The sequence below is a fragment of the Actinoplanes sp. NPDC049316 genome, assembly GCF_040677315.1.
GTDB lineage: Bacteria > Actinomycetota > Actinomycetes > Mycobacteriales > Micromonosporaceae > Actinoplanes.
On the sequence record NZ_JBFAQM010000007.1, the window covers coordinates 125,110 to 148,745 of the forward strand.

Annotated in this window: 27 protein-coding genes and 2 pseudogenes; 15 read left to right on the forward strand and 14 right to left on the reverse strand. The window is 73.8% G+C overall.

Annotated elements, in window-relative coordinates; genetic code table 11:
* The first annotated feature begins 82 nt into the window (after positions 1-82).
* The 3 genes and pseudogenes from AB0K03_RS13435 to AB0K03_RS13445 all read left to right on the forward strand — a co-directional run bounded on the left by AB0K03_RS13435 (position 83) and on the right by AB0K03_RS13445 (position 1,086).
* The gene (locus AB0K03_RS13435; RefSeq protein ID WP_364683968.1) at positions 83-697 is read left to right on the forward strand and encodes a cytidylate kinase-like family protein; all 615 of its coding nucleotides are present in this window, start codon (positions 83-85) and stop codon (positions 695-697) included.
* 10 nt (positions 698-707) lie between these two features.
* Positions 708-815, forward strand: a pseudogene (locus AB0K03_RS13440) (TRIC cation channel family protein); the annotation flags it as partial.
* 16 nt (positions 816-831) lie between these two features.
* Positions 832-1,086, forward strand: coding sequence for a TRIC cation channel family protein (locus tag AB0K03_RS13445; RefSeq protein WP_364683970.1), 255 nt, complete (start codon positions 832-834; stop codon positions 1,084-1,086).
* 83 nt (positions 1,087-1,169) lie between these two features.
* On the opposite strand, the gene AB0K03_RS13450 is transcribed toward AB0K03_RS13445, so the two are convergent.
* Positions 1,170-2,540: a lactate racemase domain-containing protein gene (locus tag AB0K03_RS13450; protein WP_364683972.1), complete on the reverse strand. Its 1,371-nt coding sequence runs from the start codon at positions 2,538-2,540 to the stop codon at positions 1,170-1,172.
* Between the two features lie 127 nt (positions 2,541-2,667).
* Here AB0K03_RS13450 and AB0K03_RS13455 point away from each other — a divergent pair, with 127 nt between their 5' ends.
* Positions 2,668-3,054: a response regulator gene (locus AB0K03_RS13455; protein WP_364683974.1), complete on the forward strand. Its 387-nt coding sequence runs from the start codon at positions 2,668-2,670 to the stop codon at positions 3,052-3,054.
* Here the strand turns inward: AB0K03_RS13455 and AB0K03_RS13460 are convergent, their stop codons facing one another.
* From AB0K03_RS13460 to AB0K03_RS13480, 5 genes and pseudogenes are all read right to left on the reverse strand, one after another.
* Positions 3,055-3,462: an arsenate reductase ArsC gene (locus AB0K03_RS13460; protein WP_364683976.1), complete on the reverse strand. Its 408-nt coding sequence runs from the start codon at positions 3,460-3,462 to the stop codon at positions 3,055-3,057.
* 17 nt (positions 3,463-3,479) lie between these two features.
* Positions 3,480-3,953: an N-acetyltransferase family protein gene (locus tag AB0K03_RS13465; RefSeq protein WP_364684327.1), complete on the reverse strand. Its 474-nt coding sequence runs from the start codon at positions 3,951-3,953 to the stop codon at positions 3,480-3,482.
* A 20-nt stretch (positions 3,954-3,973) separates the two neighbouring features.
* Positions 3,974-5,053 carry an ACR3 family arsenite efflux transporter gene (gene arsB, locus AB0K03_RS13470; RefSeq protein WP_364683978.1) on the reverse strand — a complete coding sequence of 360 codons (1,080 nt, stop codon included), beginning with the start codon at positions 5,051-5,053 and terminating at the stop codon, positions 3,974-3,976.
* Position 5,054: 1 nt separating this feature from the next.
* On the reverse strand, positions 5,055-5,357 hold the full coding sequence (locus tag AB0K03_RS13475) for a metalloregulator ArsR/SmtB family transcription factor (protein WP_364684329.1): 303 nt from the start codon (positions 5,355-5,357) through the stop codon (positions 5,055-5,057).
* A gap of 78 nt (positions 5,358-5,435) precedes the next feature.
* A pseudogene (locus AB0K03_RS13480) lies at positions 5,436-5,738 on the reverse strand (metalloregulator ArsR/SmtB family transcription factor); the annotation flags it as partial.
* Between the two features lie 113 nt (positions 5,739-5,851).
* Between AB0K03_RS13480 and AB0K03_RS13485 the strand changes: the two are divergent.
* Entirely contained in the window at positions 5,852-7,288 is a 1,437-nt protein-coding gene (locus AB0K03_RS13485) for an FAD-dependent oxidoreductase (RefSeq protein WP_364683980.1), read from the forward strand.
* A gap of 159 nt (positions 7,289-7,447) precedes the next feature.
* The gene (locus tag AB0K03_RS13490) at positions 7,448-8,116 is read left to right on the forward strand and encodes a class I SAM-dependent methyltransferase (RefSeq protein ID WP_364683982.1); all 669 of its coding nucleotides are present in this window, start codon (positions 7,448-7,450) and stop codon (positions 8,114-8,116) included.
* On the opposite strand, the gene AB0K03_RS13495 is transcribed toward AB0K03_RS13490, so the two are convergent.
* From AB0K03_RS13495 to AB0K03_RS13515, 5 genes are all read right to left on the reverse strand, one after another.
* The gene (locus tag AB0K03_RS13495; RefSeq protein ID WP_364683984.1) at positions 8,076-10,184 is read right to left on the reverse strand and encodes a peptidase M6 immune inhibitor A; all 2,109 of its coding nucleotides are present in this window, start codon (positions 10,182-10,184) and stop codon (positions 8,076-8,078) included. The genes AB0K03_RS13490 and AB0K03_RS13495 overlap by 41 nt on opposite strands.
* A 48-nt stretch (positions 10,185-10,232) precedes the next feature.
* The gene (locus AB0K03_RS13500) at positions 10,233-10,499 is read right to left on the reverse strand and encodes a hypothetical protein (RefSeq protein ID WP_364683986.1); all 267 of its coding nucleotides are present in this window, start codon (positions 10,497-10,499) and stop codon (positions 10,233-10,235) included.
* An 84-nt stretch (positions 10,500-10,583) separates the two neighbouring features.
* Positions 10,584-11,207, reverse strand: coding sequence for a suppressor of fused domain protein (locus AB0K03_RS13505; protein WP_364683988.1), 624 nt, complete (start codon positions 11,205-11,207; stop codon positions 10,584-10,586).
* A gap of 22 nt (positions 11,208-11,229) precedes the next feature.
* A complete protein-coding gene (locus tag AB0K03_RS13510; RefSeq protein WP_364683989.1) occupies positions 11,230-12,036 on the reverse strand; it encodes an ABC transporter permease in 807 nt (268 codons plus the stop codon).
* Positions 12,033-12,932 carry an ABC transporter ATP-binding protein gene (locus AB0K03_RS13515; RefSeq protein WP_364683991.1) on the reverse strand — a complete coding sequence of 300 codons (900 nt, stop codon included), beginning with the start codon at positions 12,930-12,932 and terminating at the stop codon, positions 12,033-12,035. Before AB0K03_RS13515 ends, AB0K03_RS13510 begins: the two co-directional genes overlap by 4 nt.
* A gap of 131 nt (positions 12,933-13,063) precedes the next feature.
* Between AB0K03_RS13515 and AB0K03_RS13520 the strand changes: the two genes are divergently transcribed.
* The 4 genes from AB0K03_RS13520 (at position 13,064) to AB0K03_RS13535 (ending at position 15,919) form a co-directional block, all read left to right on the forward strand.
* Positions 13,064-14,329 carry a histidine kinase gene (locus tag AB0K03_RS13520; RefSeq protein ID WP_364683993.1) on the forward strand — a complete coding sequence of 422 codons (1,266 nt, stop codon included), beginning with the start codon at positions 13,064-13,066 and terminating at the stop codon, positions 14,327-14,329.
* Positions 14,317-14,994 carry a response regulator transcription factor gene (locus AB0K03_RS13525; RefSeq protein WP_364683995.1) on the forward strand — a complete coding sequence of 226 codons (678 nt, stop codon included), beginning with the start codon at positions 14,317-14,319 and terminating at the stop codon, positions 14,992-14,994. The genes AB0K03_RS13520 and AB0K03_RS13525 overlap by 13 nt, the downstream gene beginning before the upstream one ends.
* A 122-nt stretch (positions 14,995-15,116) precedes the next feature.
* A complete protein-coding gene (locus AB0K03_RS13530; protein WP_364683997.1) occupies positions 15,117-15,728 on the forward strand; it encodes an STAS domain-containing protein in 612 nt (203 codons plus the stop codon).
* Positions 15,725-15,919 carry a hypothetical protein gene (locus AB0K03_RS13535; RefSeq protein ID WP_364683999.1) on the forward strand — a complete coding sequence of 65 codons (195 nt, stop codon included), beginning with the start codon at positions 15,725-15,727 and terminating at the stop codon, positions 15,917-15,919. The genes AB0K03_RS13530 and AB0K03_RS13535 overlap by 4 nt, the downstream gene beginning before the upstream one ends.
* A 10-nt stretch (positions 15,920-15,929) precedes the next feature.
* Here AB0K03_RS13535 and AB0K03_RS13540 read toward each other — a convergent pair whose 3' ends face one another.
* Entirely contained in the window at positions 15,930-16,097 is a 168-nt protein-coding gene (locus AB0K03_RS13540) for a hypothetical protein (protein WP_364684001.1), read from the reverse strand.
* Positions 16,098-16,350: 253 nt separating this feature from the next.
* Between AB0K03_RS13540 and AB0K03_RS13545 the strand changes: the two genes are divergently transcribed.
* From AB0K03_RS13545 to AB0K03_RS13560, 4 genes are all read left to right on the forward strand, one after another.
* Positions 16,351-17,025 (forward strand): response regulator transcription factor, encoded by a 675-nt coding sequence (locus AB0K03_RS13545; protein WP_364684003.1) that lies wholly within the window; start codon positions 16,351-16,353, stop codon positions 17,023-17,025.
* Positions 17,022-18,359 carry a HAMP domain-containing sensor histidine kinase gene (locus tag AB0K03_RS13550; RefSeq protein ID WP_364684005.1) on the forward strand — a complete coding sequence of 446 codons (1,338 nt, stop codon included), beginning with the start codon at positions 17,022-17,024 and terminating at the stop codon, positions 18,357-18,359. The genes AB0K03_RS13545 and AB0K03_RS13550 overlap by 4 nt, the downstream gene beginning before the upstream one ends.
* Entirely contained in the window at positions 18,356-18,937 is a 582-nt protein-coding gene (locus AB0K03_RS13555; protein WP_364684007.1) for a GerMN domain-containing protein, read from the forward strand. The genes AB0K03_RS13550 and AB0K03_RS13555 overlap by 4 nt, the downstream gene beginning before the upstream one ends.
* Positions 18,938-19,048: 111 nt before the next feature.
* Positions 19,049-19,378 (forward strand): BON domain-containing protein, encoded by a 330-nt coding sequence (locus tag AB0K03_RS13560; protein WP_364684009.1) that lies wholly within the window; start codon positions 19,049-19,051, stop codon positions 19,376-19,378.
* A gap of 226 nt (positions 19,379-19,604) precedes the next feature.
* Here the strand turns inward: AB0K03_RS13560 and AB0K03_RS13565 are convergent, their stop codons facing one another.
* Both AB0K03_RS13565 and AB0K03_RS13570 read right to left on the reverse strand, forming a co-directional pair.
* Positions 19,605-20,408 (reverse strand): polysaccharide deacetylase family protein, encoded by an 804-nt coding sequence (locus tag AB0K03_RS13565; protein ID WP_364684011.1) that lies wholly within the window; start codon positions 20,406-20,408, stop codon positions 19,605-19,607.
* A 72-nt stretch (positions 20,409-20,480) separates the two neighbouring features.
* A complete protein-coding gene (locus AB0K03_RS13570; RefSeq protein WP_364684013.1) occupies positions 20,481-21,710 on the reverse strand; it encodes a dipeptidase in 1,230 nt (409 codons plus the stop codon).
* A gap of 220 nt (positions 21,711-21,930) precedes the next feature.
* On the opposite strand from AB0K03_RS13570, the gene AB0K03_RS13575 reads away from it, so the two are divergent.
* Positions 21,931-23,598, forward strand: coding sequence for a DUF7594 domain-containing protein (locus AB0K03_RS13575; protein WP_364684015.1), 1,668 nt, complete (start codon positions 21,931-21,933; stop codon positions 23,596-23,598).
* Positions 23,599-23,636: the final 38 nt, after the last annotated feature.

A 23,636-nucleotide genomic window follows, 5' to 3' on the forward strand; every position in this document is an offset into this window, starting at 1 on the left:
GGCCCCCGCGTGCCGCTTGCAACCGGCCGTCGCGCGGCGCACGATGAGGCCGGGTCCCACCCGATCGGCGGAGGAGGTGGTCATGGTCCCGCCCGTCGTGACGATCTTCGAGTCGTACGGCTCCGGGGCGCAGGAGATCGGCATCCGGGTCGCCGCTGCGCTCGGGGTGGCCTTCCACGCCCAGGCCTTCTCCTCCGAGGAGCTGGAGGGGCTGCGGAGGCCGGACGACGAGGGCCTGTTGTCCCGCGTGTTCGCCGCCATGGGTGGCTCGTACGCCGCCCTCGAAGGGCCGGCCGTGGCGATGGCGCAGCGCGACGACCACGACCTGATCCTGCGCAACACCCGCTGGGTCACCGACGCGGCGCGCCCGGGTGCGGTGATCGCCGGCCGCAACGGGGCGCTGATCCTCGCCTCGTGGCCGGGGGCGCTGCACGTCCGGCTCGACGCCCCGGTGCAGGCCCGCATCGAACGGGCCGCCCGGATCGACGCCATCTCCCCGCAGCGCGCGGCGAAGCGGCAGCGCCGGGAGGACACGATCCGCGCCGACATGTCGATCCGGCTGTACGGCTGGGACCCGCGCGATCCCACCCGGTACGACCTCGTGCTGAACACCGCGACCCTGGACCCGGACGCCTGCGCCGACATCATCGTCGGCGCGAGCCGGGTGAAGTCCTCCCGGACCGCCCCGGCGACCTGACCCGGTGCCGGTGTTCCTGGTCCTGGACCTTCTCGGCACATCGGCGTTCGCGGTGAACGGCGCGCTGACCGCCATCCGGGGCGCCAGGGTGGATCTCGTCGGCGTCGTCACGCTGGGCATGATCACCGCGGTGGGTGGGCGGCGGGACCCTGCGCGACGTGCTGATCCGGCAGGTGCCCGGCGTCCTCAGCAGCGGCCTGTACGCGATCCCGGCCCTGGCCGGCGCCGGGCTGGTCGTCGCGGCCGACGCCGTCGGCGTGGCCCGCCTGCTGGGTGTGCCGGCGACGATGTGGGCGGCGGCGGTGTGCTTCCTGATCCGGGTGCTGGGCCTGCACTTCGGCCTGGACGCCCCGAAGCCGCCCGGGGCGCCGCCCGTCGGCGGTGACTAGCGGGCCAGCCAGGTGAGCGCGGTAGAGCTCCTCCTATTCGGCCCGGATGCCGTCCAGGACCGCCGCAGCGGCGGAGGCGGTGCTCATCGCGTACGCAGCCGGAACAGCGTCTCGCCGGCCCGCGGGACGACCAGGGTGTCCGGGTCTTGCGCGTACGCCGCCGCATCGATCAGCGCCGGGTCGAGGTAGCCCAGGTTGGCGGCCCGGCAGACCTCCTCGGGGATCGCCGTGGCGAGCGTGACCCGGACCCGCAGCCGTTCCTGTCCGGTGGCCGCGTCGAACGAGCCGGCGCCGCGCAGGTGCGTCGAGTGGGCCAGCACGCCCCACGGCACCTGGGCGAACCGGTCCCACTGGGCGACGAAGTAGTCGCGGCAGTGGTAGCCGATCTCGTAGATCTCGGGATGTGTGGAGGACAGCTCGGTGACGTGCGGGGCGTAGAGGATCACCTCGCCGCCGTCGGCCACCACCGGTTCGACCTTGTAGAAGCCCTTCGCGGCGGTCCAGATCTCGTCGTACATGGCGGGGACGATCGACAGCACCCGGCGGACCGGGGCGTCGAGGTAGGTGACGTGGGTGGCGGCGCACACCTCGGCGGCGGAGGCCCACGAGGCGCGGGTGTCGCCGAACGACACCGAGTGCAGCCTGCTTCCGGCCCCGGCGGACGGGCCCGCCGCGGCCGCCGGCACGGCGTCGTCCACCGCGCCGTCGGCGGCGCCGTCGGCCACCTCGGCGGTGACCACGCTCAGGGCCAGCTTCTCCGCCGGGATCAGCGCGGCGCCGTCGTCGATCAACGCGCGTACGGGGGTCAGCCCGCTCGTGCCGATGATCTCCGCCGAGGTGATCAGCGCGCCCAGCCAGTGCGAGACGTCGATGATCCGCTTGCCGCCGACACCCGGGAAGAAGTACTTGTTGCCGCCGGACATCCCGACGACCTCGTGGGGCAGCACCGGCCCCACCACCAGCGCGACGTCGTGCTCCACGACCGCCCGGTTCAGCAGCACCGGCACGGCGACGTCCATCCGGCCCGCGGAGAGCTCCGCGATCCGGGCGGCCGGGATCGTGCCGAGGTCGGCGAAGGTCTCCGGCTTCCACCACTCGTGGTTGACGACCACGGTGCCCGGATAGGTCTCGGCGAGCCGGCCCGGCTCGTACCCGAGGTGCCGGGCGAGCGCCTCCTCGGTCATCGGCGCGTGCGTGCCCAGCGCGACGAGCACGGTCAGCCGCGTGACGCGTCCGTGCAGGGCCCCGTGCACGGCCCGCAGGAGCAGCGGCAGGGGACACGTACGCGTCGCGTCCGGCACGAGCACGCACACGCTGCGCCCGTCGAACGGATGCGCGGCAAGCTGCTCGGTGATGAACGCGGTGACCTCCGCGTCGCCGAGCACCGTACCGGCATCCCCCACGCGGGCCGCCGACGCCGCCAAGCCCGGCGGAAGCGCACTGATGGACGTCATACCCGTAGCGTCCCCCGCTCCGGCCGCCGCGTCCAGGCGGACGCAGATCGCGGCCCGGTTCGGCTCAGGGAACGGCCGCGCCGGCCGATCAGATCCCTTGGCCGGACCTGCGACGAAAGGCGACCGCATGCTCGCATTGGTGGTCGACGACTCCAGCACGATGCGCCGCATCCTGCAACGCACGATGGCCGGGCTGGGCTTCGCCGTGTACGAGGCGAGCAACGGCCGGGAGGGCCTGGACCTGCTGGTGGAGATCCCGACGGTGCCGGACGTGGCGCTGATCGACTGGAACATGCCGGTGATGGACGGCCTCGAGCTGATCCGGCACATCCGCAAGATGCCGCCGCTGCGCGACATGTGCATGATGATGGTGACGACCGAGGCCGAGCACAGCCAGATGGTGCGTGCGCTGGCGGCCGGCGCCCACGAGTACGTTCTCAAGCCGTTCGCGCCCGACACCATCAAGCAGAAGCTGACGTATCTCGGCCTGCTGCCGCCGGAGCCGCGGCCGTAGTCAGCCCGCGGGCAGCAGCTCGGCGAGCAGCGTCGCGACCCGGTCCCTGATCTCGTCGCGGATCGGGCGTACGGCGTCGACGCCCTTGCCGGCCGGGTCGTCCAGCTTCCAGTCCTCGTAGCGCTTGCCGGGGAAGTACGGGCAGGAGTCCCCGCACCCCATGGTCACCACGACATCCGACGACTCGACGGTGTCGTACGCCAGCAGCTTCGGTTTCTGATCCGTGATGTCGATGCCGACCTCACGCATGGCTTCCACTGCTGCGGGGTTGACCGCGGCGGCCGGCGCGGACCCGGCGGAGCGCACCTCGACGCGGTCGCCGGCGAGGTGGCGCAGCCAGCCGGCGGCCATCTGGGAGCGGCCCGCGTTGTGTACGCAGACGAACAACACGCTGGGCTTGCCGGTCATGGTTCTCCTCGGGGTCGTCAGACGATGGTGGCGCTGCGGCGCTCGAGCAGGATGACGTCGCGCCAGCGGCCGTGGTGGCGCCCGACGCGCTCGCGGGTGCCGATGGTGCGGAAGCCGCAGCGGGCGTGCAGGGCCAGGCTGGCCACGTTCTCGGGGAAGACGCCGGACTGGACGGTCCAGATCCCGGCGCTCTCGGTGGACGCGATCAACGCCTCGAGCAGCGCCCGGCCGATGCCGCGGCCGCCGTACGCGGGATGCACGTAGACGGAGTGCTCGACGACCCCGGCGTACACGGGCCGGGCGGAGACGCGGGAGCAGGCCACCCAGCCGGTGACCGTGCCGTCGGCGTCCAGGGCGACGAAGCTGTGGCCCGGCAGCTTGCCGCCGGTGAACGTCTCCCACCCGGGCACGGCGGTCTCGAACGTGGCGTTGCCGCCCGCGATGCCCGCGGCGTAGATGCCGAGCACCGCCCCGGCGTGCTCGCCGGTCATGGGCGCGAGCCGCACGGCGGTCACGCCGAGGCCGCCGGGAACAGGCGCCGGCGCAGCGCGAGGCTGACGTACACGAGCGCGACCAGCACCGGCACCTCGATGAGCGGGCCCACCACCCCGGCGAGGGCCTGCCCGCTGGTGACCCCGAAGGTGCCGATCGCCACGGCGATGGCGAGCTCGAAGTTGTTGCCGGCCGCGGTGAACGCGAGCGTGGTGGTGCGTTCGTAGCTCAGCCCGATGCCGCGGCCCAGCGCGTACGACCCGGCCCACATCACGGCGAAGTACACGAGCAACGGTACGGCGATCAGTGCTACGTCCCAGGGCCGGTTCGTGATGGCGTCGCCCTGCAGCGCGAACAGCACGACGATCGTGAACAGCAGCCCGTACAGCGCGTACGGCCCGATCCTGGGGAGGAACGTGGCCTCGTACCGGGCGCGGCCCTGTGTCCGCTCGCCGAGGCGGCGGGTGAGGAAACCCGCGAGCAGGGGGATGCCGAGGAAGATCAGGACGTTGCGGGCGATGTCCCAGCCCGACACCTGCAGCTGAGCGCCGGACAGGTGCAGCCAGCCGGGCAGCACGCTGAGGTAGAACCAGCCGAGCAGCCCGAACGCGAGCACCTGGAAGAGGGAGTTCAGCGCGACCAGCACCGCGGCCGCCTCCCGATCGCCGCAGGCCAGGTCGTTCCAGATGATCACCATGGCGATGCAGCGGGCCAGCCCCACGATGATCAGGCCGGTGCGGTACTCGGCGTGATCCGCGAGGAAGATCCAGGCGAGCGCGAACATGACGGCCGGCCCGGCGAGCCAGTTGAGCACCAGCGACGACACCAGCAGCCGCCGGTCGCCGGTCACGGTGCCGAGCCGGTCGTAGCGGACCTTGGCGAGCACCGGATACATCATGATCAGCAGGCCGAGCGCGATCGGCAGCGAGATCCCGCCGATCTGCACCGCGTCGAGGGCGGTGTTCAGCCCCGGGACGAGCCGGCCGAGCAGCAGGCCGAGGGCCATCGCGAGGCCGATCCACAGCGGCAGGAACCGGTCGAGGCGGGACAGGCGGGCGACGACGGCCGGCGCCTGGCCGGCGGTGGTGGCGGCGGTCATGTCAGCACGCCCGGAACGCGTCGGCGGTGGCGCGGGCCTGCGCGGCCAGGTCGGCCAGGTGCAGCGCGGCGCCCTGCAGCGCGTCGGGGACGAGCCGGTAGAAGGTGAACCGTCCGCGCGGCTCGGCGGTGACGACGCCCGCCTCGCGCAGCTGCTTGAGGTGCCCGGACACGTTGGGCTGCTTGGCGCCGGTCTCCGCGACCAGGTGCGAGGTGGTGGCCGGCCCCTGCGCGAGGATCCGCACGATCCGGTCGCGCAGCGGATCGGCGAGCAGGCGTACGACATCAGAATTTGCTGATATCACATCTGCCTGATGCGTGCCGAGGTCGGCGGTCGGCTCCGGTCGCGCGGTGAGCAGGCCGCCGAGCAGGTCGAGTGCTTCCCGGCGCGCCCAGTAGTAGACCCAGGTGCCGCGGCGCTCACAGTCCACCATGCCGGTCTCCCGCAGCACCCGCAGGTGATGCGAGATGGTGGCGCCCGTCACCTCGAAGGCGTCGGTCAGCTCGCAGACACAGACCTCGCTGGACGAGGCGATCATCGAGAGCAGGCGCAGCCGTACGGGATCGCTGAGCGCCTTGAACAGCGGCGCCAGCTGACCGGCTACCTGCGGCGCGAGGGCCTGCGCGGACAGCGGCGGGCAGCACCCCGGCGCTGCCGGGGTGTCCGCGAGGGGGAGAACCGACATGCCGATTAGCTTGACACTCGTCTAAGCGCGATGCAAGGTGGGGGCGACAGTTCGACGAGCATCGAGACAAGGATCAGCTGCGGCTGATGCGAGGCTCCGGCGAAGGGGTTCCCATGACCGACCAGCCCACCAAGCCCTGCTGCGGCACCGCGGAGGCCGCCGAGGCCGCGAGCGCCTGCTGCGACCCGGCCGCCCGGGAGGAGGCCACCGAGGCCGGCGCGACGTGCTGCGCCGCCGCCGCCGAAGCATCATCCGTCGATGATGAGTCGTACCCGGTGGTGGTGATCGGCGCCGGGCCGGTGGGCCTGGCGGCCGCCGCGCACCTGCACGAGCGCGGCCTCGCGTTCACCGTCCTGGAGGCCGGCCCGGCCGCGGGCGCGGCGATCGCCGAGTGGGGCCACGTCCGGCTGTTCTCGCCGTGGCGTTACGACCTCGACCACGCCGCCCGCCGCCTGCTGGAGACGGCCGGCTGGGCCGCGCCGGATCTCGACGCCCTGCCCACCGGTGCCGAGCTCGTCGAGGGCTACCTGAAGCCGCTGGCGAAGCTGCCGCAGCTGGCCCCGCACGTGCGCTACGACGCCCGGGTCGAGGCGATCGGCCGCGCCGGCATGGACCGGGTGCGCACCGCCGGTCGCGACCGCGCGCCGTTCGTCGTCCGGCTCGCCTCCGGCGAGGACGTCCCGGCCTCGGCGGTGCTCGACGCCTCCGGCACCTGGCGTACGCCCAACGTGCTCGGCGCGAACGGCCTGCCCGCCCACGGCGAACGTGCCGCGGCCGACCTCATCGGCCCGGCGCTGCCCGACGTGCTCGGCGCCGACCGGGCCACGTACGCGGGCCGGCACACCGTCGTCGTGGGCGCCGGGCACTCGGCCGCCAACACGCTGCTGGCCCTGGCGGAGCTGGCCGGGCAGGAGCCGGGCACGCGGATCACCTGGGTCGCCCGGGGCGGCAGCATCGACCGAGCGGTCGGCGGCGGGGACGCCGACGCCCTGCCCGGCCGGGGCGCGCTGGGCACGGGCGTCAAGCGGCTGGTGGAGTCCGGCCGTGTCGAGCTCGTCACCGGCTTCGCCGTGCACGCGATCACGCCGGTGGGCGGCCACGCCGAACTGACCGCAGTGGACGGGCGCACCCTGAAGGCCGACCGCATCGTCGGCGCCACCGGGTTCCGGCCCGACCACTCCATCGCCGACGAGCTGCGCCTCGACCTCGACCCGGCGCTGGGCAGCACCCGCGCCCTCGCCCCGCTGATCGACCCGAACGAGCACTCCTGCGGCACCGTACGCCCGCACGGCGTCGACGAGCTCACGCAGCCGGAGCCCGGCTACTACGCGGTCGGCATGAAGTCGTACGGCCGCGCGCCGACGTTCCTGCTCGCCACCGGGTACGAGCAGGTGCGGTCCATCGCCGCGGCGCTGGCGGGGGACTGGGCCGCCGCCCGTGACGTCCAGCTGGACCTGCCGGAGACGGGCGTCTGCTCGTCGAACGCCGCGCCGGCCGGACCGCAGCTGGAGCCGGCCGCCGTCTCGTCCGGCGGCGCCTGCTGCGGGTGAGCCGGGTGGCCGCCCTGGCGGCCGCCTGCTCGACCGGCACGGCGGCCGCGTCCTGATGACTGCCGGCTCCCTGATGGGCGCTGCGGTGTTGCGGCCGCCGCGCTGATCGCCGCCGGCCGGGTGGTTCCCCCGGTGGCGGCGCGCTGCCAGGCTTGAGCGATGAGGCACCCGATCTTCGCCCGGATGTACGAGCGGGCCAGCGAGCAGATGGACCGGGCCGGCGTCGCGGCGCACCGGCACGCCGTCGTGGCGGGCCTGCGGGGGCGGGTGATCGAGGTCGGTGCCGGCAACGGGCGGATGTTCCCGCACTATCCGCCCGGGGTCACCGAGGTGCTGGCGGTCGAGCCGGAGCCGTACCTGCGCGCGGCCGCCGAGACCGCGGCGCGCACGGCGCCGGTTCCGGTCCGGGTGGTCGCCGGCGTGGCGTCGGACCTTCCGGCCGGCGACGGGGCCTTCGACGCCGCGGTGACCGCGCTGGTGCTGTGCTCGGTGCCCGATCAGGCGGCTGCGCTCGCCGAGATCCGGCGGGTGCTACGCCCGGGCGGGCAGCTGCGCTTTCTCGAGCACGTGGTGGCCGAGCGCCCGGGCGGGCTGCGGCGGGCGCAGCGGATCCTCGACGCGACCGTCTGGCCCTGGTTCACCGGCGGGTGTCACACCGGCCGCGACACCCTCGCCGCCATCGCCGCCGCCGGGTTCGCCGTGGACGAGGTGCACCGCTTCCGGTTCCCCGAGTCCGGGCCGCAGGGCCCTGCCGCTCCGCACGTGCGCGGCAGGGCCACGGCCGCCGTCACGACGCCGGGCCACCGCCCGGCTGCGCCACCCCGTTGACCGTGAGCGTGTACGGCGCGTACTGCCGGACGGACCCCGTCGGCTCGTCGTAGGCGACGATCGCGACGACCTTCGGGTACGCGCGCAGCGCGGCGAACCGGGACACCGGCACCTGCCGGGCCCGGTGGCCGGCGTCGTCGAGCCCCACCAGCCGTACGGTCCACCCGTGCACCGCCACCGGCACGATCTGCGTCGGTGAGCGGAAGCCGCGCAGCGTGGTGCCGTCGGAAAGCACCCGGCCGCCGACCGTCACGTCGTCGACGTACCAGCCGCCCTCGTTGACCGCGCCGTCGCTGACGTAGCGGAAGCCGAGGAGGATCCGCTTGCCCGCGTACGCGGCCAGGTCGTACGTGTGCCGTTCGAAGCCGTCGGTGGAGCCGGTGACGGCGGGGCCGAGCGGGCCCGCGACGGTGCGGTCGCCGGGGATCGCCGTGTACGTGCGTCCATCGTCGGCGGACACGGTCACGTAGCCGAAGTCGTACCCCTGCTCGGCGCCATACTTCGCCCGCAGGGTGAGCTTCGCGGCGGTACGCGGGACCGTGACCGCGAGGACGGCGGCGGCGTCCGTGGCGCTGGCGTCGCCGGAGAACAGCGCGCCGTCGCGGACCGTCCACAGCAGAGGCTGGGCGGGTAGCGTACTCGCCCCCGCGAACCGCACCGACCGCAGCGTCGCGCCGGTGAGCGAGCGGCCGGACCGGTCGCGCAGGCGTACGTAGTCCGCGCCGTTCGGGGCCGCGCCGGGGCGGGCGTAGGAGGCCGGGTTGGCCAGGTTCACCGTGGAGCGCAGGCTCGGGGCGCTCACCCGTCCCCGCGGCACCCCGGTCATCGTGCCGCCCTCGACCACCTTGTCGACCAGCGTCATCGTCTGGAAGTCGTGCAGGACGTCGTACAGCCGGGTGTGCGTACCCAGCGCGGCCTGCACCGCGGCGAGGCCCTGCCGGCTGCCGTCGCGATGCAACCGCGACAGGACGCCGGGGCCGAAGCGGTCCCGCAGGTACAGCAGGAACTGGTACGCGTTGCCGTAGTCGGAGAGCACCTCCGCGGGAGCACCCTCGTCCCACAGGTTCAGCGAGTTCTGCGGGCCGCCGCAGTCCCTGGGGTTGGGGTTGTAGCGGGTGCGGACGGTCCCGAAACCCTGGAAGCACACGAGGTGGCTGTCCGCCCCGGGGTGGTGGACGGTCGCGGTGGCGTCGACGTACCCGACGAGGGTCTGCGCGTAGTCGGACAGGCCCTCGTTGACCCAGACGTCCTCGTCCGGGTCGCTGTAGTACTGCAGCAGGTGCTGCCACTCGTGCGCGAAGGTGCCTTCGTACAGGCGGGGCCGCGCCGGGCGGCTCTTGCACAGGTCGTCGGCCGGCTCGTCCGGCGGGGCGGCTCCGGTGCGGTGCTGCCAGTCGTACGCGTCGATCGTCATGACGTTGCGGTCGACCAGCTCGTTGAGTTGCGAGGAGAAGAACCCGGCGATGTACGTGACGGCCTTCGGGAAGTCGAAGTAGTTGTCGTCGCGGACGTTGTCCACCAGCGTCACGGTCCTGCCGCCGGCGCCGGTGAAGTCGCCGGTGATCAGCGGGTCGGTGCCGTCGCGGTCCGGCGGGGTGCTGAACGCGGCGGTCTCGCGCGGCTGGATGCGCCCGTCGAACTCGCGGATCAGGCCCGAGACCTGCGCATCGGTCACCCGGGTCGACGCGGCGCCCCGGCAGTCGCCCTTCGGGAAGGCGATGTCGCGGGCGACCCACACCTCGATGTGCTTCCCGATGCCGCGCAGCGTGTAGTCCTTGCGGTACAGGGTGCCCTTGACGTCGTCCAGGGCGAGCCATTCGCGGACCGTGCCGACGCGCGGGGTCGCGGCGGGGGCCCGGCGGGCGAGGCCGGACCGGCGTACGGCCAGCCCGTCGGTGGCGAAGGTCTTGCGGGACGGCTCGCGGCGGTCGTCCATCAGCGTCGCGGCCGCAGCGGGGGCCGCGGCGGCGGGTTGCGTCGGCGCTGCCGTCGCGGCCGGGGTCCCGGGCGGCAGCAGCAGGGGTGTCAGCAGGAGAGCAGCGGCTACAAGCCGGTGGGAGGCGCGCACAGAACCGCACGGTACAGGCAGATACGCCGCAAAAGGTGCATGACGCGGCTACTCGAAGAGGGAGTGGTTCCCGTCGCCCTCGGCGCGGGCCCGCGCCCGTCGCCGGAGTTGCACCACGACCGCGTCCACGACGGCGACCACCGCCCAGGCGGCCAGCAGCCACCCGCCCACGGTCCAGCCCGCCCGGAACATGAGGACGGACAACACCGTGCACACCACGAAGCCGAATCCGGCCAGGATCAGCCGCAGGTTGAGCGGGCTGTACGGCTCGTCGACCGTTCCCCGCCGCCCGGGTGGTTGCGCACCGATCGGCATGCGGCCAGCCTAGTCCCCGGCGCGGACCCCGGCGCGACATGCACCTGCACGCGCGGATCCGGGCGGACCCGCCGCGCCCCGCGATCAGCCCCGGCTGATCGCGTCGGGCCGCTCGGCGAAGATGTCGACGCTCTCCCGCAGCGACCGGGCGAAGTCGACCGGCGGCAGCTCGCGGCCGCGGTCGCGTTCCGCGTCCGTGATCGGCACGACGTTGATCAGGCGGACCGGCCCGTCGCCGGTCTGCACGTAATCCGGGTCGTCGTCGCTGAGCGGACCCGCGAGCAGGACCGACGGGCAGCCCGGGAAGGTGGGGAAGTCGCCGCCGAAGCCGATCATGTGACCCCAGCTGAGCCGGCTGCCGGCGAGGAACGGATGGATCGCGAGGTTCGCCAGCTGCACGGCGATGGCGTGCTCCTCGGGCCGGGAGAGCGACCCGCGCCGGCGCAGCCGCAGCTCGGCGCGGGCGCCCCCGCCGGACAGCTGCTCAGCGCGGGCCGCTCCGCCGGGCCGCGGCTTCGCCGGCATCTGCTGCGCCGCCATGCCGATGGTCGCGAACGAGGTCAGGTCCACCGTGGAGGTGGGCCGGTAGACCAGGACGTCGAGCCGGTTGATCGGCGCCTGATCGTCTTCGAAGAGGAAACCGTCATCCTCCTCGGCACGGTCGCGGTAGGCATGGAAAACGTCGCGCAGGACGGCCGGAGCGGACATGGGGGCACACACTACCGCCCGCCTAAGCCACTTCCCGCCGCAACACGCGTACGGTCCCGGCCGCCAGCGGCACTATCACCCAGACGGCGCACGACACGCCGAGCCGGGCCCACTCGCCGGAGGTCATCGCCGGCTCGCTCAGCGGTATCGAGGTGATGTTGAGGTCCAGCCACCCGGCCGCCTCGCTCAGCCGCTTCACCATCTGCCCGAGCACCGACCAGACCGTCGGCAGTGCGAAGAACAGCACGATCGCCAGCGCCGGGCTCATCAGCAGCGCGCCGAACCCCGCGCCCATCAGCACGAAGATCACCTGGTTGAGCAGCAGCCGCCCGCCCTGATCGGCGGTGAGGTGCCAGCTTCCGTCCCCGCCGGTGCCGAGCGCGACGAGATTGGCCGCGGCGGAGAGCAGTGCCGCCGCCGCGGTGGCCGCGACCGCGATGAGCACCGCCGCGATCAGCTTCGCCGCGACGACGCGTCCCCGGGCCGGGGTGAGGGTGAAGGTGGTCAGCGCTGTCCGTTGCGACCATTCGCTGGTCATGGACAGGATGCCGAGCACCGGCAGCAACACCGTCGCCGGCACCAGACCGAACGAGAAGAACCCCTGGAAGGTCTGCTCCTCGTCGGGCGCGGCGGCGAGCAGGATCGCGGCCGTGCCGGCCGCGGCCAGCCCGATGACGATCAGCATCCAGAACCCGGCCCGCGTGTCGGCCAGCTTGCGCAATTCGACCCGGGTCAGCCGGGCGACGGAGATCTTCTCGACGGTACGGCCACGGTCGTCGCCAACCGCAACACCGGCCGGCCTGGTCGCCGGGCTCTGCACGGCGGTCATCGCACACCCTCCTGCACCGAGTCGCCGGCGGTCAGGGACAGGAACATCTGTTCCAGCCCGCCGCTGTCCGCCGGGCGCAGCTCGAGCAGGACGAGGCCCGCCCCGGCGGCCGCCCGTCCGATGACCTCCGCGCCGGCCTGCACCACGACGCCCCCGTCGGTCGTCGGCGTGCCGGCCAGCCCGTGGCGCCGCAGCGTCGCCTCCAGAGCCGGCATGTCCAGCGCCTTCACCACCGTGCCCGAGGCGGCGAGCAGCTCCGCCTTGTCGCCCTGGGCCACGACCCGGCCGGCCCCGATGACGACGAGCCGGTCCGCGACCGCCTCCACCTCGCGCAGCAGGTGCGAGGAGAGCAGCACGGTGCCGCCGCGGTCGGCGAAGTCGCGCAGCAGCCCGCGCATCCAGAAGATGCCCTCCGGGTCCAGCCCGTTCGCCGGCTCGTCCAGGATCAGCACCGACGGGTCGCCGAGCAGCGCGTACGCGAGCCCCAGCCGCTGGCGCATCCCCAGCGAGTACGCCTTCACCCGCCGCCGCGCCGCCGTCTTGTTCAGCCCGACCCGATCCAGGCTCTCGCCCACCCGCCGCCGGTCGACGCCCATGGTCAGCGCGGCCAGCGTCAGCACCTCCCGGCCGGTACGGCCCGAGTGCTGCGCGGAGGCGTCCAGCAGCACCCCGATCCGCCGCCCCGGGTTGCCCAGGTGCCGGTACGGACGCCCGTCCACGGTCGCGGTGCCGGAGGTGGGCGGGGTCAGGCCGCAGATCATCCGCATCGTGGTGGACTTGCCGGCCCCGTTGGGCCCGAGGAAGCCGGTCACCGTGCCGGGCTCGCAGGTGAACGACACGTCGTCGACGGCCGGGTGGGACCCGTACCGTTTGCTCAGATGTTCGACCGTGATCATGCGTCCCACCGTGCCGTGACCGGCCGGTCGTGCGCGTCGGCCGCCGGGCGACGCCGGCGAACCTTGGTCGGCCTGCCGTTACTACTTTGGTCGGTATCGGCCGGCGCGGCGGCGACCGTACGATGACCGGCATGGGGGAGGTTGTGGCCGCGCGCCCGCACGGGCGGCTGCCGGAGTACCGATGGCTGCTTCCGGCGGCGTTGCGTGACGACCCCGACGCCCCACCCGGCCCGCGCTCCACCCGCGACTGGGTCATCGACACCGTCGGCTTCCTGCTCGCCCTGAGCTGGGCCCTGCTGAGCACCGCCGACCTGCTGCAACCCCATCCCGACGTGCTGCCGCAGTGGGCGGGTACCCCGCAGTGGCTGGTCCTGAGCGACCTGCTGATCGGCGTCGGGTTCGCCGTCGCCCTCTGGTGGCGCCGCCGCTGGCCGGTGCAGCTGGCGGCCGCCGCCCTCGTGTTCGGGCTCTTCTCCGTCTCGATCGCGATCGCCGCGCTGATCATCATGTTCTCGGTGGCCGTGCACCGCCGCTTCGCCGTCACGGCGGTCGTCACCCTCGCCGGGGTGCTCAACAACGCGGCGTTCTGCGCGATCCGTCCCGAGCAGGGCACGACCTGGCTGGAGTCGTTCTCCTGGGGTGTCGTGATCATGACGATCGTCCAGCTCTGGGGCATGATCGTCCGGTCCCGGCGGCAGCTGGTCGTCTCCCTGCGCGACCGGGCCGAACGCGCCGAGGCCGAGCAGCAGCTGCGGGTCGCCCAGGCCCGCGCGCTCGAACGCACCCGCATCGCCCGCGAGATGCACGACGTGCTCGCCCACCGCATCTCGCTGCTCAGCCTGCACGCGGGGGCGCTGGAGATCCGCCCGGAGGCGTCGCCCGCGGAGGTGGCCGGCGCCGCCGGGGTGATCCGGGCCAGCGCCCATCAGGCCCTGCAGGACCTGCGCGAGGTCATCGGGGTGCTGCGCGAGCCGGCCGCGGCCGAGCCACCGGAGCGACCCCAGCCGACCCTGCACCAGCTCCCCGCCCTCGCCGACGAGTCCCGCGCGGCCGGCGTCAAGGTACGCCTCGACGTCACCGTCGACCGGGCGGCCGACCTGCCGGCGGGCACCGGGCGGACGGCGTACCGGATCATCCAGGAGGGCCTGACCAACGCCCGCAAGCACGCCCCGGGCACGGCGGTCCGGGTGGCGGTCGGCGGGACGGCCGGGCAGGGCCTGACCGTCGACGTGCGCAACCCGCTCCCGGTCGGCCGGGCCGGGCCCGGCATTCCCGGCACCGGGACGGGCCTCATCGGGCTGGCCGAGCGTGCCACCCTGGCCGGCGGCCGGCTCTCGCACGGCCGCGGCCCCGACGGCGACTTCGTCCTGCGGGCCTGGCTGCCGTGGCCGGCGTGACCCCGCGGCCCGGCCCGGTCCGGGTCCTCATCGTGGACGACGACGCCCTGGTCCGCGCCGGCCTGACGATGATCCTGGCGGGCTCCGACGACGTACGGGTCGTCGCGGAGGCGGCCGACGGCTCGGAGGTGCCCGCCGCGGTGGCCCGGCACCGCCCGGACGTGGTTCTCATGGACATCCGCATGCCCCGCGTCGACGGTCTCGCGGCCACCGAGACGCTGCGCGAACGCCCGGACGCCCCCGAGGTCATCGTGCTCACGACGTTCGACGCCGACGAGTTCGTGCTGCGCGCCCTGCGCGCCGGGGCCAGCGGCTTCCTGCTCAAGGACACCCCGCCGATCGAGATCCTGCAGGCCGTCCGCAAGGTCGCCGCCGGCGAGGCCACGTTGTCGCCGACGGTGACCCGGCAGCTCATCGCGCACGTCGCGGCCCCCGACCGGAACAGCGGCCGGCACCGCGCCCGCCGGCTCCTGGACACCCTCAGCGAACGCGAACGCGAGGTCGCGCTGGCGCTGGGGCAGGGCCGGTCGAACGCGGAGATCTCGGCGCAGCTCTTCATGAGCGTGGCCACGGTGAAGGCGCACGTCTCCCGGCTGCTGGTGAAGCTCGGGCTCAACAACCGCGTCCAGGTGGCTCTCCTCGTCCACGACGCGGGGCTCGAGTAGCCCGTCGCCGCTGCGACGGCTGGATGTCATCGGATCGTCATGACTCCGCGGGACCGCCGCGACACCCGCGAGTGACGGTGGGGTGCACCGGATGCGCAGCGAACGACCTTGGAGATGACGACATGACAGCTGTCTCGACCACGCACAGCCCGGCCGTCGAGCTCACCTGCGACGGGTGCGGCACGACGACGACGGTCGACGGCTGCGGCTGGCTCGACGCGGACGTCGTCTACGTCCCGGTCGCCGCCGTCGGGTGGACCGGGTCGCCGTACGCGCGGGGACAGCACCGATGCCCCTCGTGCGCGGCCGGCGACGCGTCCCGGCCGGCGCTGCCCCGCCAGCCGGGCCCTCGTGACGAGGCGCCCGCCCACGTCGCGCTGACGGTGACGTCGCCGGCCGTGCTCATCCGGGTCACCGGCGACATCGACCTCGACCTCGTCCCCGATCTACGGACCGGGCTCGAGACCGCGGTGGCGCTGCGGCCGTACGTGATCGTCGATCTGACCGCGGCCCGCACCGTCGACTCGCTGGGGCTGGGCGCGCTGGTCCGGGGCCGCTCGGCCGCCCGGCAGCGCGGCGGGGATCTGCTGCTGGTGGCTCCGTCGCGGTTCGTGCAGACGGTGGTCCGGACCATGCGCCTGCACCGGGCCTTCCGCATGTTCGACACGGTTCCGCAGGCCATCACGGCGGCGCTGGCGGCGGACGACGCCGTGCCGAGCGGGGCAGGGTCATGAGCCGGGCGGCCGCGGCCGCCGTGCCGGCGATCTGCGCCGTCGTCGTGTGCACCGTGGCGGCCCTCATGGCCCGGAGCGAAGGGCTGCCCACGGTCGCGGTGATGTTGCTGCTCAGCGGGGTGCTGATCGCCGCGTACGCCGTCCGGCACCGGGCCCGCGAGGAGCGGATCTACCGCCGTACCCGGAAGTGACGGGCCGTGCTCACTGCGAGCCGCGGACTCCGGTCACGGCGACCACGGTGACCGCCGCGGCGGCGAACGCCACCTGCAGGATCACCTCGATCGCGGTCACGGCGGAGGTGTCGATCCCGGCGAGGCGGCCGACGACGGTGCCGAGCACGGCCGCGCCGACGGCCACGCCCAGCGGCACCCAGAACGGACCTCGCGGGCGGCCGGCAGGACCCAGCGGGCGCCGAGGCCGAGGGCGGCGCCGACGGCCAGGGCGGTGACCAGGCTGCTGAGGGTCATGGCGGGATCCTTCGGTGGCGCGGTTCTCGAGATGCCTGTTCACCCTGCCGCGCCGAGCCGGCGGACTGTGCCCGGCCGTATGACAGTCGGGTGACAAACCCCGCGGCCGGCCGGGGCGACGTGTCGCGGTCCCGGTGGCGAGGCATCATGCGGGTATGGGTTCCGTGCTGCTGATCGAGGACGACGACCGCATCCGGCTCTCGCTGAGCATGGCGCTGGAGGACGAGGGGTACACCGCCCATGCCGTGGCAACCGCCGAGGAAGGGCTGGAGGCGCAGCGCAACGACCCCGCAGACACCGTGCTCGTCGACCTCATGCTGCCGGGCATGGACGGCTTCGAGTGCATCCGGCAACTGCGGCGCGTGGACGACGTGCCGATCATCGTCGTCAGCGCCCGCGACGACACCCACGACATCGTCGCCGGGCTGGAGGCGGGCGCCGACGACTACATCGTCAAGCCGGTCGCGGTGAAGGAGCTCGCCGCCCGGCTGCGCGCCCTGCGGCGCCGGGCCCGCGCCGTGGCGCCGGCCGTGTCGGTGGCCGCCTTCGGCGACCTGGAGATTCTGCCGGAGGCCGGCGAGGTGCGTCTGCACGGCGAGCCGGTGGCGGTGACGCGTACGGAGTTCCGCCTGCTGTGCGAGCTCGCGGAGCATCCCGGCCAGGTCCTGTCCCGCCAGCAGCTCCTGCAGCGGGTGTGGGGGTACGAGATCGGCGACGAGCGCCTGGTCGACGTGCACGTGGGCCGGCTGCGCCACAAGATCGAGGACGTCCCCGGCGCGCCCCGGCACCTGGTGACCGTCCGCGGCCTCGGTTACAAGCTGCAGCGATGAGGGTGGGGCTGCGGACGCGGGTCAGCGCCGCCTTCGCCGTCGGTGCCCTCGTGCTGTCCGCCTGTGTCTCGATGGTCTCGTACGAGCTCGCCCGCAGCACCCTGTTCAGCGAACGCGAGCGGACCGCGGTGCGTGCGACGTACTTCGACGCCGCGGTCGTCGACGCGAGCCTGCCCGACCGCACGTCCGATGTCGGCGAGGTGCTGCGGTCGCTGGACACCGGCGTCGACCGGTACGTGCTGCTGCACCGCGACGACCAGTGGTACTCGCCCAGCGCCGGTCCGGCGGCGGGCTCGGCGGTACCGGCCGCCCTGCAGGAGATGACCGCGCGCGGCACGGCCGGAGCCCAGCGGATCCGCCTCGACGGGCAGGCCGCGCTCGTGGTCGGGATCCCGTTGCGGTCGGGCGTCTTCTACGAGGTCGTGTCACTGTCCGAGCTGGACCGCACCCTGCAGCTGCTGGCGCTCGTGCTCACCGCGGTGGCCATCATGGTCGCCGGCGCCGGAGCCGCGGTCGGCTGGTACGTCACCCGGCACGCCCTGCGTCCGCTCACCACCGTCGCCGCCGCGGCCCGCAACATCGCCGACGGCGACCTCGACACCCGCCTGGACCCGGACGCCGAACCGGACCTCGCCGTGCTGTCGGCCTCGTTCAACCACATGGCCGACCAGCTGGCCCGCCGTATCGAACGGGACCGCCGGTTCGCCGCGGACGTCAGCCACGAGCTGCGCTCGCCGTTGCAGACGCTGTCGGCGGCCGTCAGCGTCGTGGACCGCCGCCGCGACAGCCTCGACCCGAAGGCCGCGGCGGCCGTCGGCCTGATCAGCGACGAGGTCGGCCGCTTCCAGGACCTGGTCCACGACCTGCTCGAGCTGGCCCGCAGCGACCGGCCCGCCGATCGGGAGCCCACCGGCATGCGCGAGCTCGTCACGCGCGTCTGCCGGGCCCGCGGCCTTCCGGACGACCTGCTCGAGGTGGAGCCCGGCACGCCGGACACCTGGCCGGTGGAGCGCCGCCGCATCGAGCAGGCGCTGCGCAACCTCCTCGACAACGCGGTCCGCTACGGCGGGGGACCGGTCGCGGTGCGCCTCGGCCGCAGCGGCGACCGGCACGTCATCGAGGTGGACGACGCCGGGCCGGGCGTCGCGGAGGAGAACCGTACGGTCATCTTCGACCGCTTCGTGCGCGGCCCGGCGGCCCATGCGCGCGGCGGCGGCGACGGCACGGGACTCGGCCTGTCCATCGTGGCCCGGCACGCCGCCGCGCACGGCGGCACGGTCAGCGTCGGCGAGCGCCCCGGTGGCGGCGCCCGGTTCCGGATGGAGCTTCCGTGACACGTACGGCACGACGACCGGCCCGCTGGCTCGTCATCCTGCTGGCGGGCTCGCCGGCCGCATCGTGCGGCCTGCCCGCCGAGGACGAGCCGCACGCCGTGGAGCTGCCCCAGCGGGCCCTGACCAGCCCGACCCCCGGTGCCGCCGGCGCGGACCCGCCGGGCGCGGTCGCGGAGGTGCTCTGCCTGGTGCGCGACGGCCGCCTGGTGCAGACCGTACGCCGGGTCGGCGCGGCGCCCACCCCGCAGCGGCAGGCGGAACACCTGGTGGCCGGCCCGACCGAGGCGGAACGCGCCACCGGCCTCAGCACGATGCTCGCCGGCACCTCCCTGCGGGTCGACGTGCCCCGCGGCGGCACCGAGGCCCGCGTGGAGGTGGCGGGGGAGCAGGGCAGCGCGCGCAGCGACGAGACGATCGCGTACGGCCAGCTGGTCTGCACGCTGACGTCCCGGCCGGACGTGAACTCCGTCGTCTTCACCCGCAACGGCGAGGTGCTGCAGGTGCCGCGCGCCGACGGGTCGCTGTCGCGCGGTCCCCTCGGCATCACCGACTACGCCCGGCTCATCGCGCCGTCCTGAGCCTCGGTCATCGAACTGTCATCCGCTCGCGCATCGCTCGCCATACCGCTCGGCGATCGTGGTCGATGAATCCGACCGACCCGGCACCGCACCGACCTGGCAGGAGTGGCCATGTATCCGTGGTGGTACACCGACTGGTACAACGGGGCGTCGTACCCGCGGCGGCCCCAGGCGGCCGACGAGCAGCGCGGCTCCGCGCGTGCCGATACGCCGCGCACCCGGGACGAGCGGCTGGCGCGGGCCGTGGCCGACGCGGTGCTCGCCGACCCGGTGGTGACCGGCGGCCGCATCGACCTCGGCGTGCAGAACGGCGTGGTGATCCTCGACGGGGAGGTGGACACCGAGTCCACCCGCCGGGCCGTGGTGGCGCTGGCCTGGTCCGTGCCCGGGGTGACCGACGTGTGCAACGCCCTGTCCGTCGGCCGGGATGTCGCGGGCTGATCCGCGGTCCGTGTGTGCGGGCGCCCGCATCGGTACGCCCGCACACAGCCCGGCGGGTGGGTTCGGCACCCGGGTGACCCGGCGCCCCAAGCGGTGATCGTGCCGGGGGCAGGGCCGATCAGGGCGCCGGGTATGGTTCCCAGCTTGCGGGCCGGGGATGGCGGCGCCTGCACGACTTCATGACAGTCTCATGACAGCGGCCGGGCCGCCGGTCCCGGTAGGACAGTCAGCTGATCGACCCGGCGCCGCGGTCGCCGAGGGCGATGAGCTCCGACACGGTCGCGAAGCGGAAGCCGCGCGCCTTGATGCCCGCGATCATCTCACCGAGGTGGCGCAGCGCCACCAGCCGTCGCTTCGCGCCGACGTCGTGCGCCAGGACGATCGAGCCCGGCCGGACCGCGTTCACGATGGCCTGCACCTGTCCCGCCGGGTCGTCCTCGTAGTGGCGTTCGCGCATCTGCTCGGACCACAGCACGATGTCGTAGCCCATCGAGTCGGCGGCGAGCAGCGTGGAGCCGCCCAGGTGGCCGTACGGCGGCCGCATCAGCGTGGGCACGCGCCCGGTCACCCGCGCGATCGTCTCGTGCGTACGGGTCAGCTGCCCGGTGATCGCCCGCAGGTCCAGCGTCGCCAGGTCGGGGTGCGACCACGAGTGGTTGCCGATCTCGTGCGCGCCCAGCCGTCCACGGACGAGCTCGGCATGGTCCTCGAGGTTGCTCCCCACCATGAAGAACGTGGCGGGGATGCGGGCCTCGTCGAGGGCGTCGAGGACCATCGGCGTCCAGCGGGGCCCGGGCCCGTCGTCGAACGTGAACGCGACGACGGGCTCGCGCGTCTCGACGTAGTACCGCACGCTCACCGCGGCGCGGCTGACCGCCGACGGGTTGTCGGCGGCGGACGCGTACCCGCCGCCCAGCGGGGGACGGTCCCACCCGCACCAGTGCGGCACCTCGGTGGCGCCCACGGCGCCCACGGCCACGCCCGCCACACTGAGCAGCGCGCCCCGGAGAAGAGTTCGGCGATCTGTCATGATCGCGTCAGCCTCGCCCGGCCGGGCGGCCGGCGGTATCCGGCCCGGGACGGAGTTCGTGGTGTCCCTGCATCAACCCAAAGTCGCACCCGGCCACAAGGGCTCGGCCGCGTGCTCCTCGGCCGCGCGCAGGATGCGCAAAATGTTGCGGCCCGTGAGCTTCTCCAGATCGGCCTGCGACCATCCGCGCTCCGCCAGCTCGGCGAGCAGCCGGGGGTAGCCGGAGACGTCCTCCAGTCCGACGGGCAGCCGGTCGCAGCCGTCGTAGTCGCCGCCGAGCCCGACGTGGTCGATGCCGGCGGTGTCGCGTACGTGCTCGATGTGATCCGCCACCTGCGCGATCGTCGCCTCGGGCCGCGGGTTGGCGGCCAGCCAGGAACGGAACTCCGCCGGCGGTTCCGCGCCCCCGGGACCGTCCGCGCGCACGAGGGAGGCGGGGATCTCCTCGCCCGGCCGGGGCGCCCGCGGCCACGGGTCCGGCGCCGGCGGGAGACCGAGCCGCTCCCACTCCGCCTCGGCGGCCTCCGCCCACTGCGCCACCTCGGTGGAGACGAACACCGGGACGAACGCCACCATGCAGACGCCGCCGTTGTCGCGCAGCCGGACCAGGACGTCGTCGGGCACGTTGCGGCGGTGGTCGGTGCGGGCCCGCGCCGACGAATGGCTGAAGACCACCGGCGCCCGCGCGACGTCCAGGACGGCGTGCATCGTCGTCGTGGCCACGTGCGCTAGGTCGGGCAGGACGCCGATGCGCTGCATCTCGGCCACCACGGCACGGCCTTCGTCGGTGAGGCCGCCGGCCTGCGGTTCGTCGGCCGCCGAGTCCGCCCACGGGGTGTTGTGGTTGTGCGTGAGCGTCACATAGCGCACGCCCAGCCGGGCGAACGAGCGCAGTACCCCGAGCGAGGAGGCGAGGCTGTGCCCGCCCTCGATGCCGATCAGCGACGCGATCCGGCCGGACCCGATCGCCGCGGTGACGTCCGCGGCCGTGTACGCGATCGCGAAGTCCTCCGGGTACGCGGCCACGAGCCGGTACACGGCGTCGATCTGTTCCATGGTCGCGGTGACCGCCTCGGGCTCGGGCAGGTCGGACGGCACGTACACGGACCAGAACTGCCCGCCCACCCCGCCGGCGCGCAGCCGCGCGATGTCGGTGTGGAACTCGGGCCGGTTCGCCGCCAGCCCCTCCACCCGGTAGCCGGCGGCGGCGCGCAGCGCCATGGGCAGGTCGTTGTGCCCGTCGACGACCGGCATGGCGGCCAGCGCGGCGGCGACGTCCGCCCTCGTCCGGTGCTCCCGCATCGCTGTTCCTCCTCCGTACGGCCCATGATCGCCTGCGAAGCATAGGCACGGAGCACCCGTGCCGCGCCCGATCGCGGCCCCGGAATTCTCAAGTGCCGACGTTCGTACGGTTCGCAACCCGGCCGCACCGCGACGGGCACTTCCCGCGCACCTGCCGTCCCGGAATCTTCTTCGCATGCCCGGCCGAGACGCGGCCGGACAACGCGGGGGAGATGAGAGAGTGCGTCGCTCGAAGCTGACGAAGTCCGTGACCGCCCTGGCCGCGCTGGCCGCCGGCGCCGGGTCCGTGGTGGCCGGCGCCCCGGCCGCCCAGGCGGCCACCGGCGCGGAGCTGAAGCTCGCCGCCGCCGACGACACCTACGTGTCGAGCGGGCGCAAGGACGCCGCCTTCGGCGCGGAGCAGAAGCTCGCGATCGGCCGTCTCGCCGGTGACTCGAAGACCGCGTTCCTCAAGTTCGTCGTCCCGGCGGGCACCCAGGTCACCGGCGCGCAGCTGAAGCTGGCCACGGTCGGCGGTGTCACGGGCCGGCTCACCCTCAACCGCGTCGCCGAGACGGCGTGGACCGAGAAGAAGCTGACCGCGCGTACGGCTCCCAAGCTCGGCGCGGTCCTCGGCACGGCCGCCCCCAAGGCGGACGCCGCCGAGGTCAGCTTCGACCTGGGCGCGACGGTGACCGGCCCGGGCGCGTACGCGTTCGCGCTGCGCTCGTCGGCCACCTCCGCGGTGACCCGCTTCCGTGCGGCCGAGGGGAAGAGCGGCGCCCCCGTGCTGCTCGTCACCACGGGCGCCGCAGCGACCTCACCGGCCACTCCGGTGGCGCAGCCCGCGCCGGTCGAGCCGGCTCCGGCCGCCCCGCCGGCCGCCCCGGCCGAGGAGACCGCCCCGCCCGCCCCGCCCGCCACGCCGGTCGAGGACGAGGACATGCCGCCCCCGCCCGCCCCGGCGACCGGCGACTGCGTCACCGGCAAGCTGCTCGTACCCTCCTGCGGGGTGCTGTGGGGTGCGGCTGCGGGTGGTTTCACGAGCGCGCCGCGGGATGCCGCGTTGAAGGATTGGGAGAAGCTCAGCGGCCGCACGGCCAGCATCTTCCACACCTACCACAAGGGTGACGAGCCGTTCCCGACCAAGGCCGAGATGGCGATGGCCCGCGACACGGCCCGCCCGCGGGTGCTGCTGATGAACTGGAAGATCGCGTACGGGTCGACCTGGGCGAAGGTCGCCAAGGGTGAGCAGGACGCCCGCATCGACCGCTTCGCCGCCCGGGTGAAGGCCTCGTTCCCGGAGAAGTTCTTCCTCGTGCTCAACCACGAGCCGGAGAACGACGTGGTCGCGCGGGCCGGTTCCGGCTGGGAGGCCAAGGACTTCGCCGCGATGTACCGCCACACGATCGAGCGGCTGCGCGCCAAGGGTGTGACCAACGCGATCAACGTGATGGCCTACATGGGCAACGAGAAGTGGATGGCGCAGTCGTGGTGGAAGGACCTGTACCCCGGTGACGACGTCGTCGACTGGATGGGTCTCGACTCGTACGTCAGCGCCGAGAAGGGCTACTACCACTACGGCATGTTCGCCGACCTGCTCGACCGCAAGGCCCCGAACGGCCCCACGTTCTACGACTGGGCGACGACCAAGCACCCGGCCAAGCCGCTGATGGTCGCCGAGTGGGGCGTCTACCACCGCGTCGGCAAGGTCACCGACAAGACCGCCGGTTTCCAGAGCGTCCTGCCCGAGCTGAAGAAGCGCCCGAACATCAAGGCCGTCGTCTACTTCGACACCTCGCACGACGACGAGGGCGACCGCGACATCAGCATCGACAGCACCAAGGCCAACCTGGCGGCGTTCCGTGCGCTCGCTGCTGACAAGATCTTCGACGTGACCCTGCGCTGAGGTCACAGTGGACTCACGAGCCGCCCGGCGGGCCTGCC

Bases quoted from the DNA above. Each gene is read 5' to 3' on its own strand.
- AB0K03_RS13435 (WP_364683968.1), top strand. From the start codon at position 83: ATGGTCCCGCCCGTCGTGACGATCTTCGAGTCGTACGGCTCCGGGGCG.
- AB0K03_RS13450 (WP_364683972.1), bottom strand. From the start codon at position 2,540: ATGACGTCCATCAGTGCGCTTCCGCCGGGCTTGGCGGCGTCGGCGGCC.
- AB0K03_RS13455 (WP_364683974.1), top strand. From the start codon at position 2,668: ATGCTCGCATTGGTGGTCGACGACTCCAGCACGATGCGCCGCATCCTG.
- AB0K03_RS13460 (WP_364683976.1), bottom strand. From the start codon at position 3,462: ATGACCGGCAAGCCCAGCGTGTTGTTCGTCTGCGTACACAACGCGGGC.
- AB0K03_RS13465 (WP_364684327.1), bottom strand. From the start codon at position 3,953: ATGACCGGCGAGCACGCCGGGGCGGTGCTCGGCATCTACGCCGCGGGC.
- arsB (WP_364683978.1), bottom strand. From the start codon at position 5,053: ATGACCGCCGCCACCACCGCCGGCCAGGCGCCGGCCGTCGTCGCCCGC.
- AB0K03_RS13485 (WP_364683980.1), top strand. From the start codon at position 5,852: ATGACCGACCAGCCCACCAAGCCCTGCTGCGGCACCGCGGAGGCCGCC.
- AB0K03_RS13490 (WP_364683982.1), top strand. From the start codon at position 7,448: ATGAGGCACCCGATCTTCGCCCGGATGTACGAGCGGGCCAGCGAGCAG.
- AB0K03_RS13500 (WP_364683986.1), bottom strand. From the start codon at position 10,499: ATGCCGATCGGTGCGCAACCACCCGGGCGGCGGGGAACGGTCGACGAG.
- AB0K03_RS13505 (WP_364683988.1), bottom strand. From the start codon at position 11,207: ATGTCCGCTCCGGCCGTCCTGCGCGACGTTTTCCATGCCTACCGCGAC.
- AB0K03_RS13510 (WP_364683989.1), bottom strand. From the start codon at position 12,036: ATGACCGCCGTGCAGAGCCCGGCGACCAGGCCGGCCGGTGTTGCGGTT.
- AB0K03_RS13515 (WP_364683991.1), bottom strand. From the start codon at position 12,932: ATGATCACGGTCGAACATCTGAGCAAACGGTACGGGTCCCACCCGGCC.
- AB0K03_RS13520 (WP_364683993.1), top strand. From the start codon at position 13,064: ATGGGGGAGGTTGTGGCCGCGCGCCCGCACGGGCGGCTGCCGGAGTAC.
- AB0K03_RS13530 (WP_364683997.1), top strand. From the start codon at position 15,117: ATGACAGCTGTCTCGACCACGCACAGCCCGGCCGTCGAGCTCACCTGC.
- AB0K03_RS13535 (WP_364683999.1), top strand. From the start codon at position 15,725: ATGAGCCGGGCGGCCGCGGCCGCCGTGCCGGCGATCTGCGCCGTCGTC.
- AB0K03_RS13545 (WP_364684003.1), top strand. From the start codon at position 16,351: ATGGGTTCCGTGCTGCTGATCGAGGACGACGACCGCATCCGGCTCTCG.
- AB0K03_RS13550 (WP_364684005.1), top strand. From the start codon at position 17,022: ATGAGGGTGGGGCTGCGGACGCGGGTCAGCGCCGCCTTCGCCGTCGGT.
- AB0K03_RS13560 (WP_364684009.1), top strand. From the start codon at position 19,049: ATGTATCCGTGGTGGTACACCGACTGGTACAACGGGGCGTCGTACCCG.
- AB0K03_RS13565 (WP_364684011.1), bottom strand. From the start codon at position 20,408: ATGACAGATCGCCGAACTCTTCTCCGGGGCGCGCTGCTCAGTGTGGCG.
- AB0K03_RS13570 (WP_364684013.1), bottom strand. From the start codon at position 21,710: ATGCGGGAGCACCGGACGAGGGCGGACGTCGCCGCCGCGCTGGCCGCC.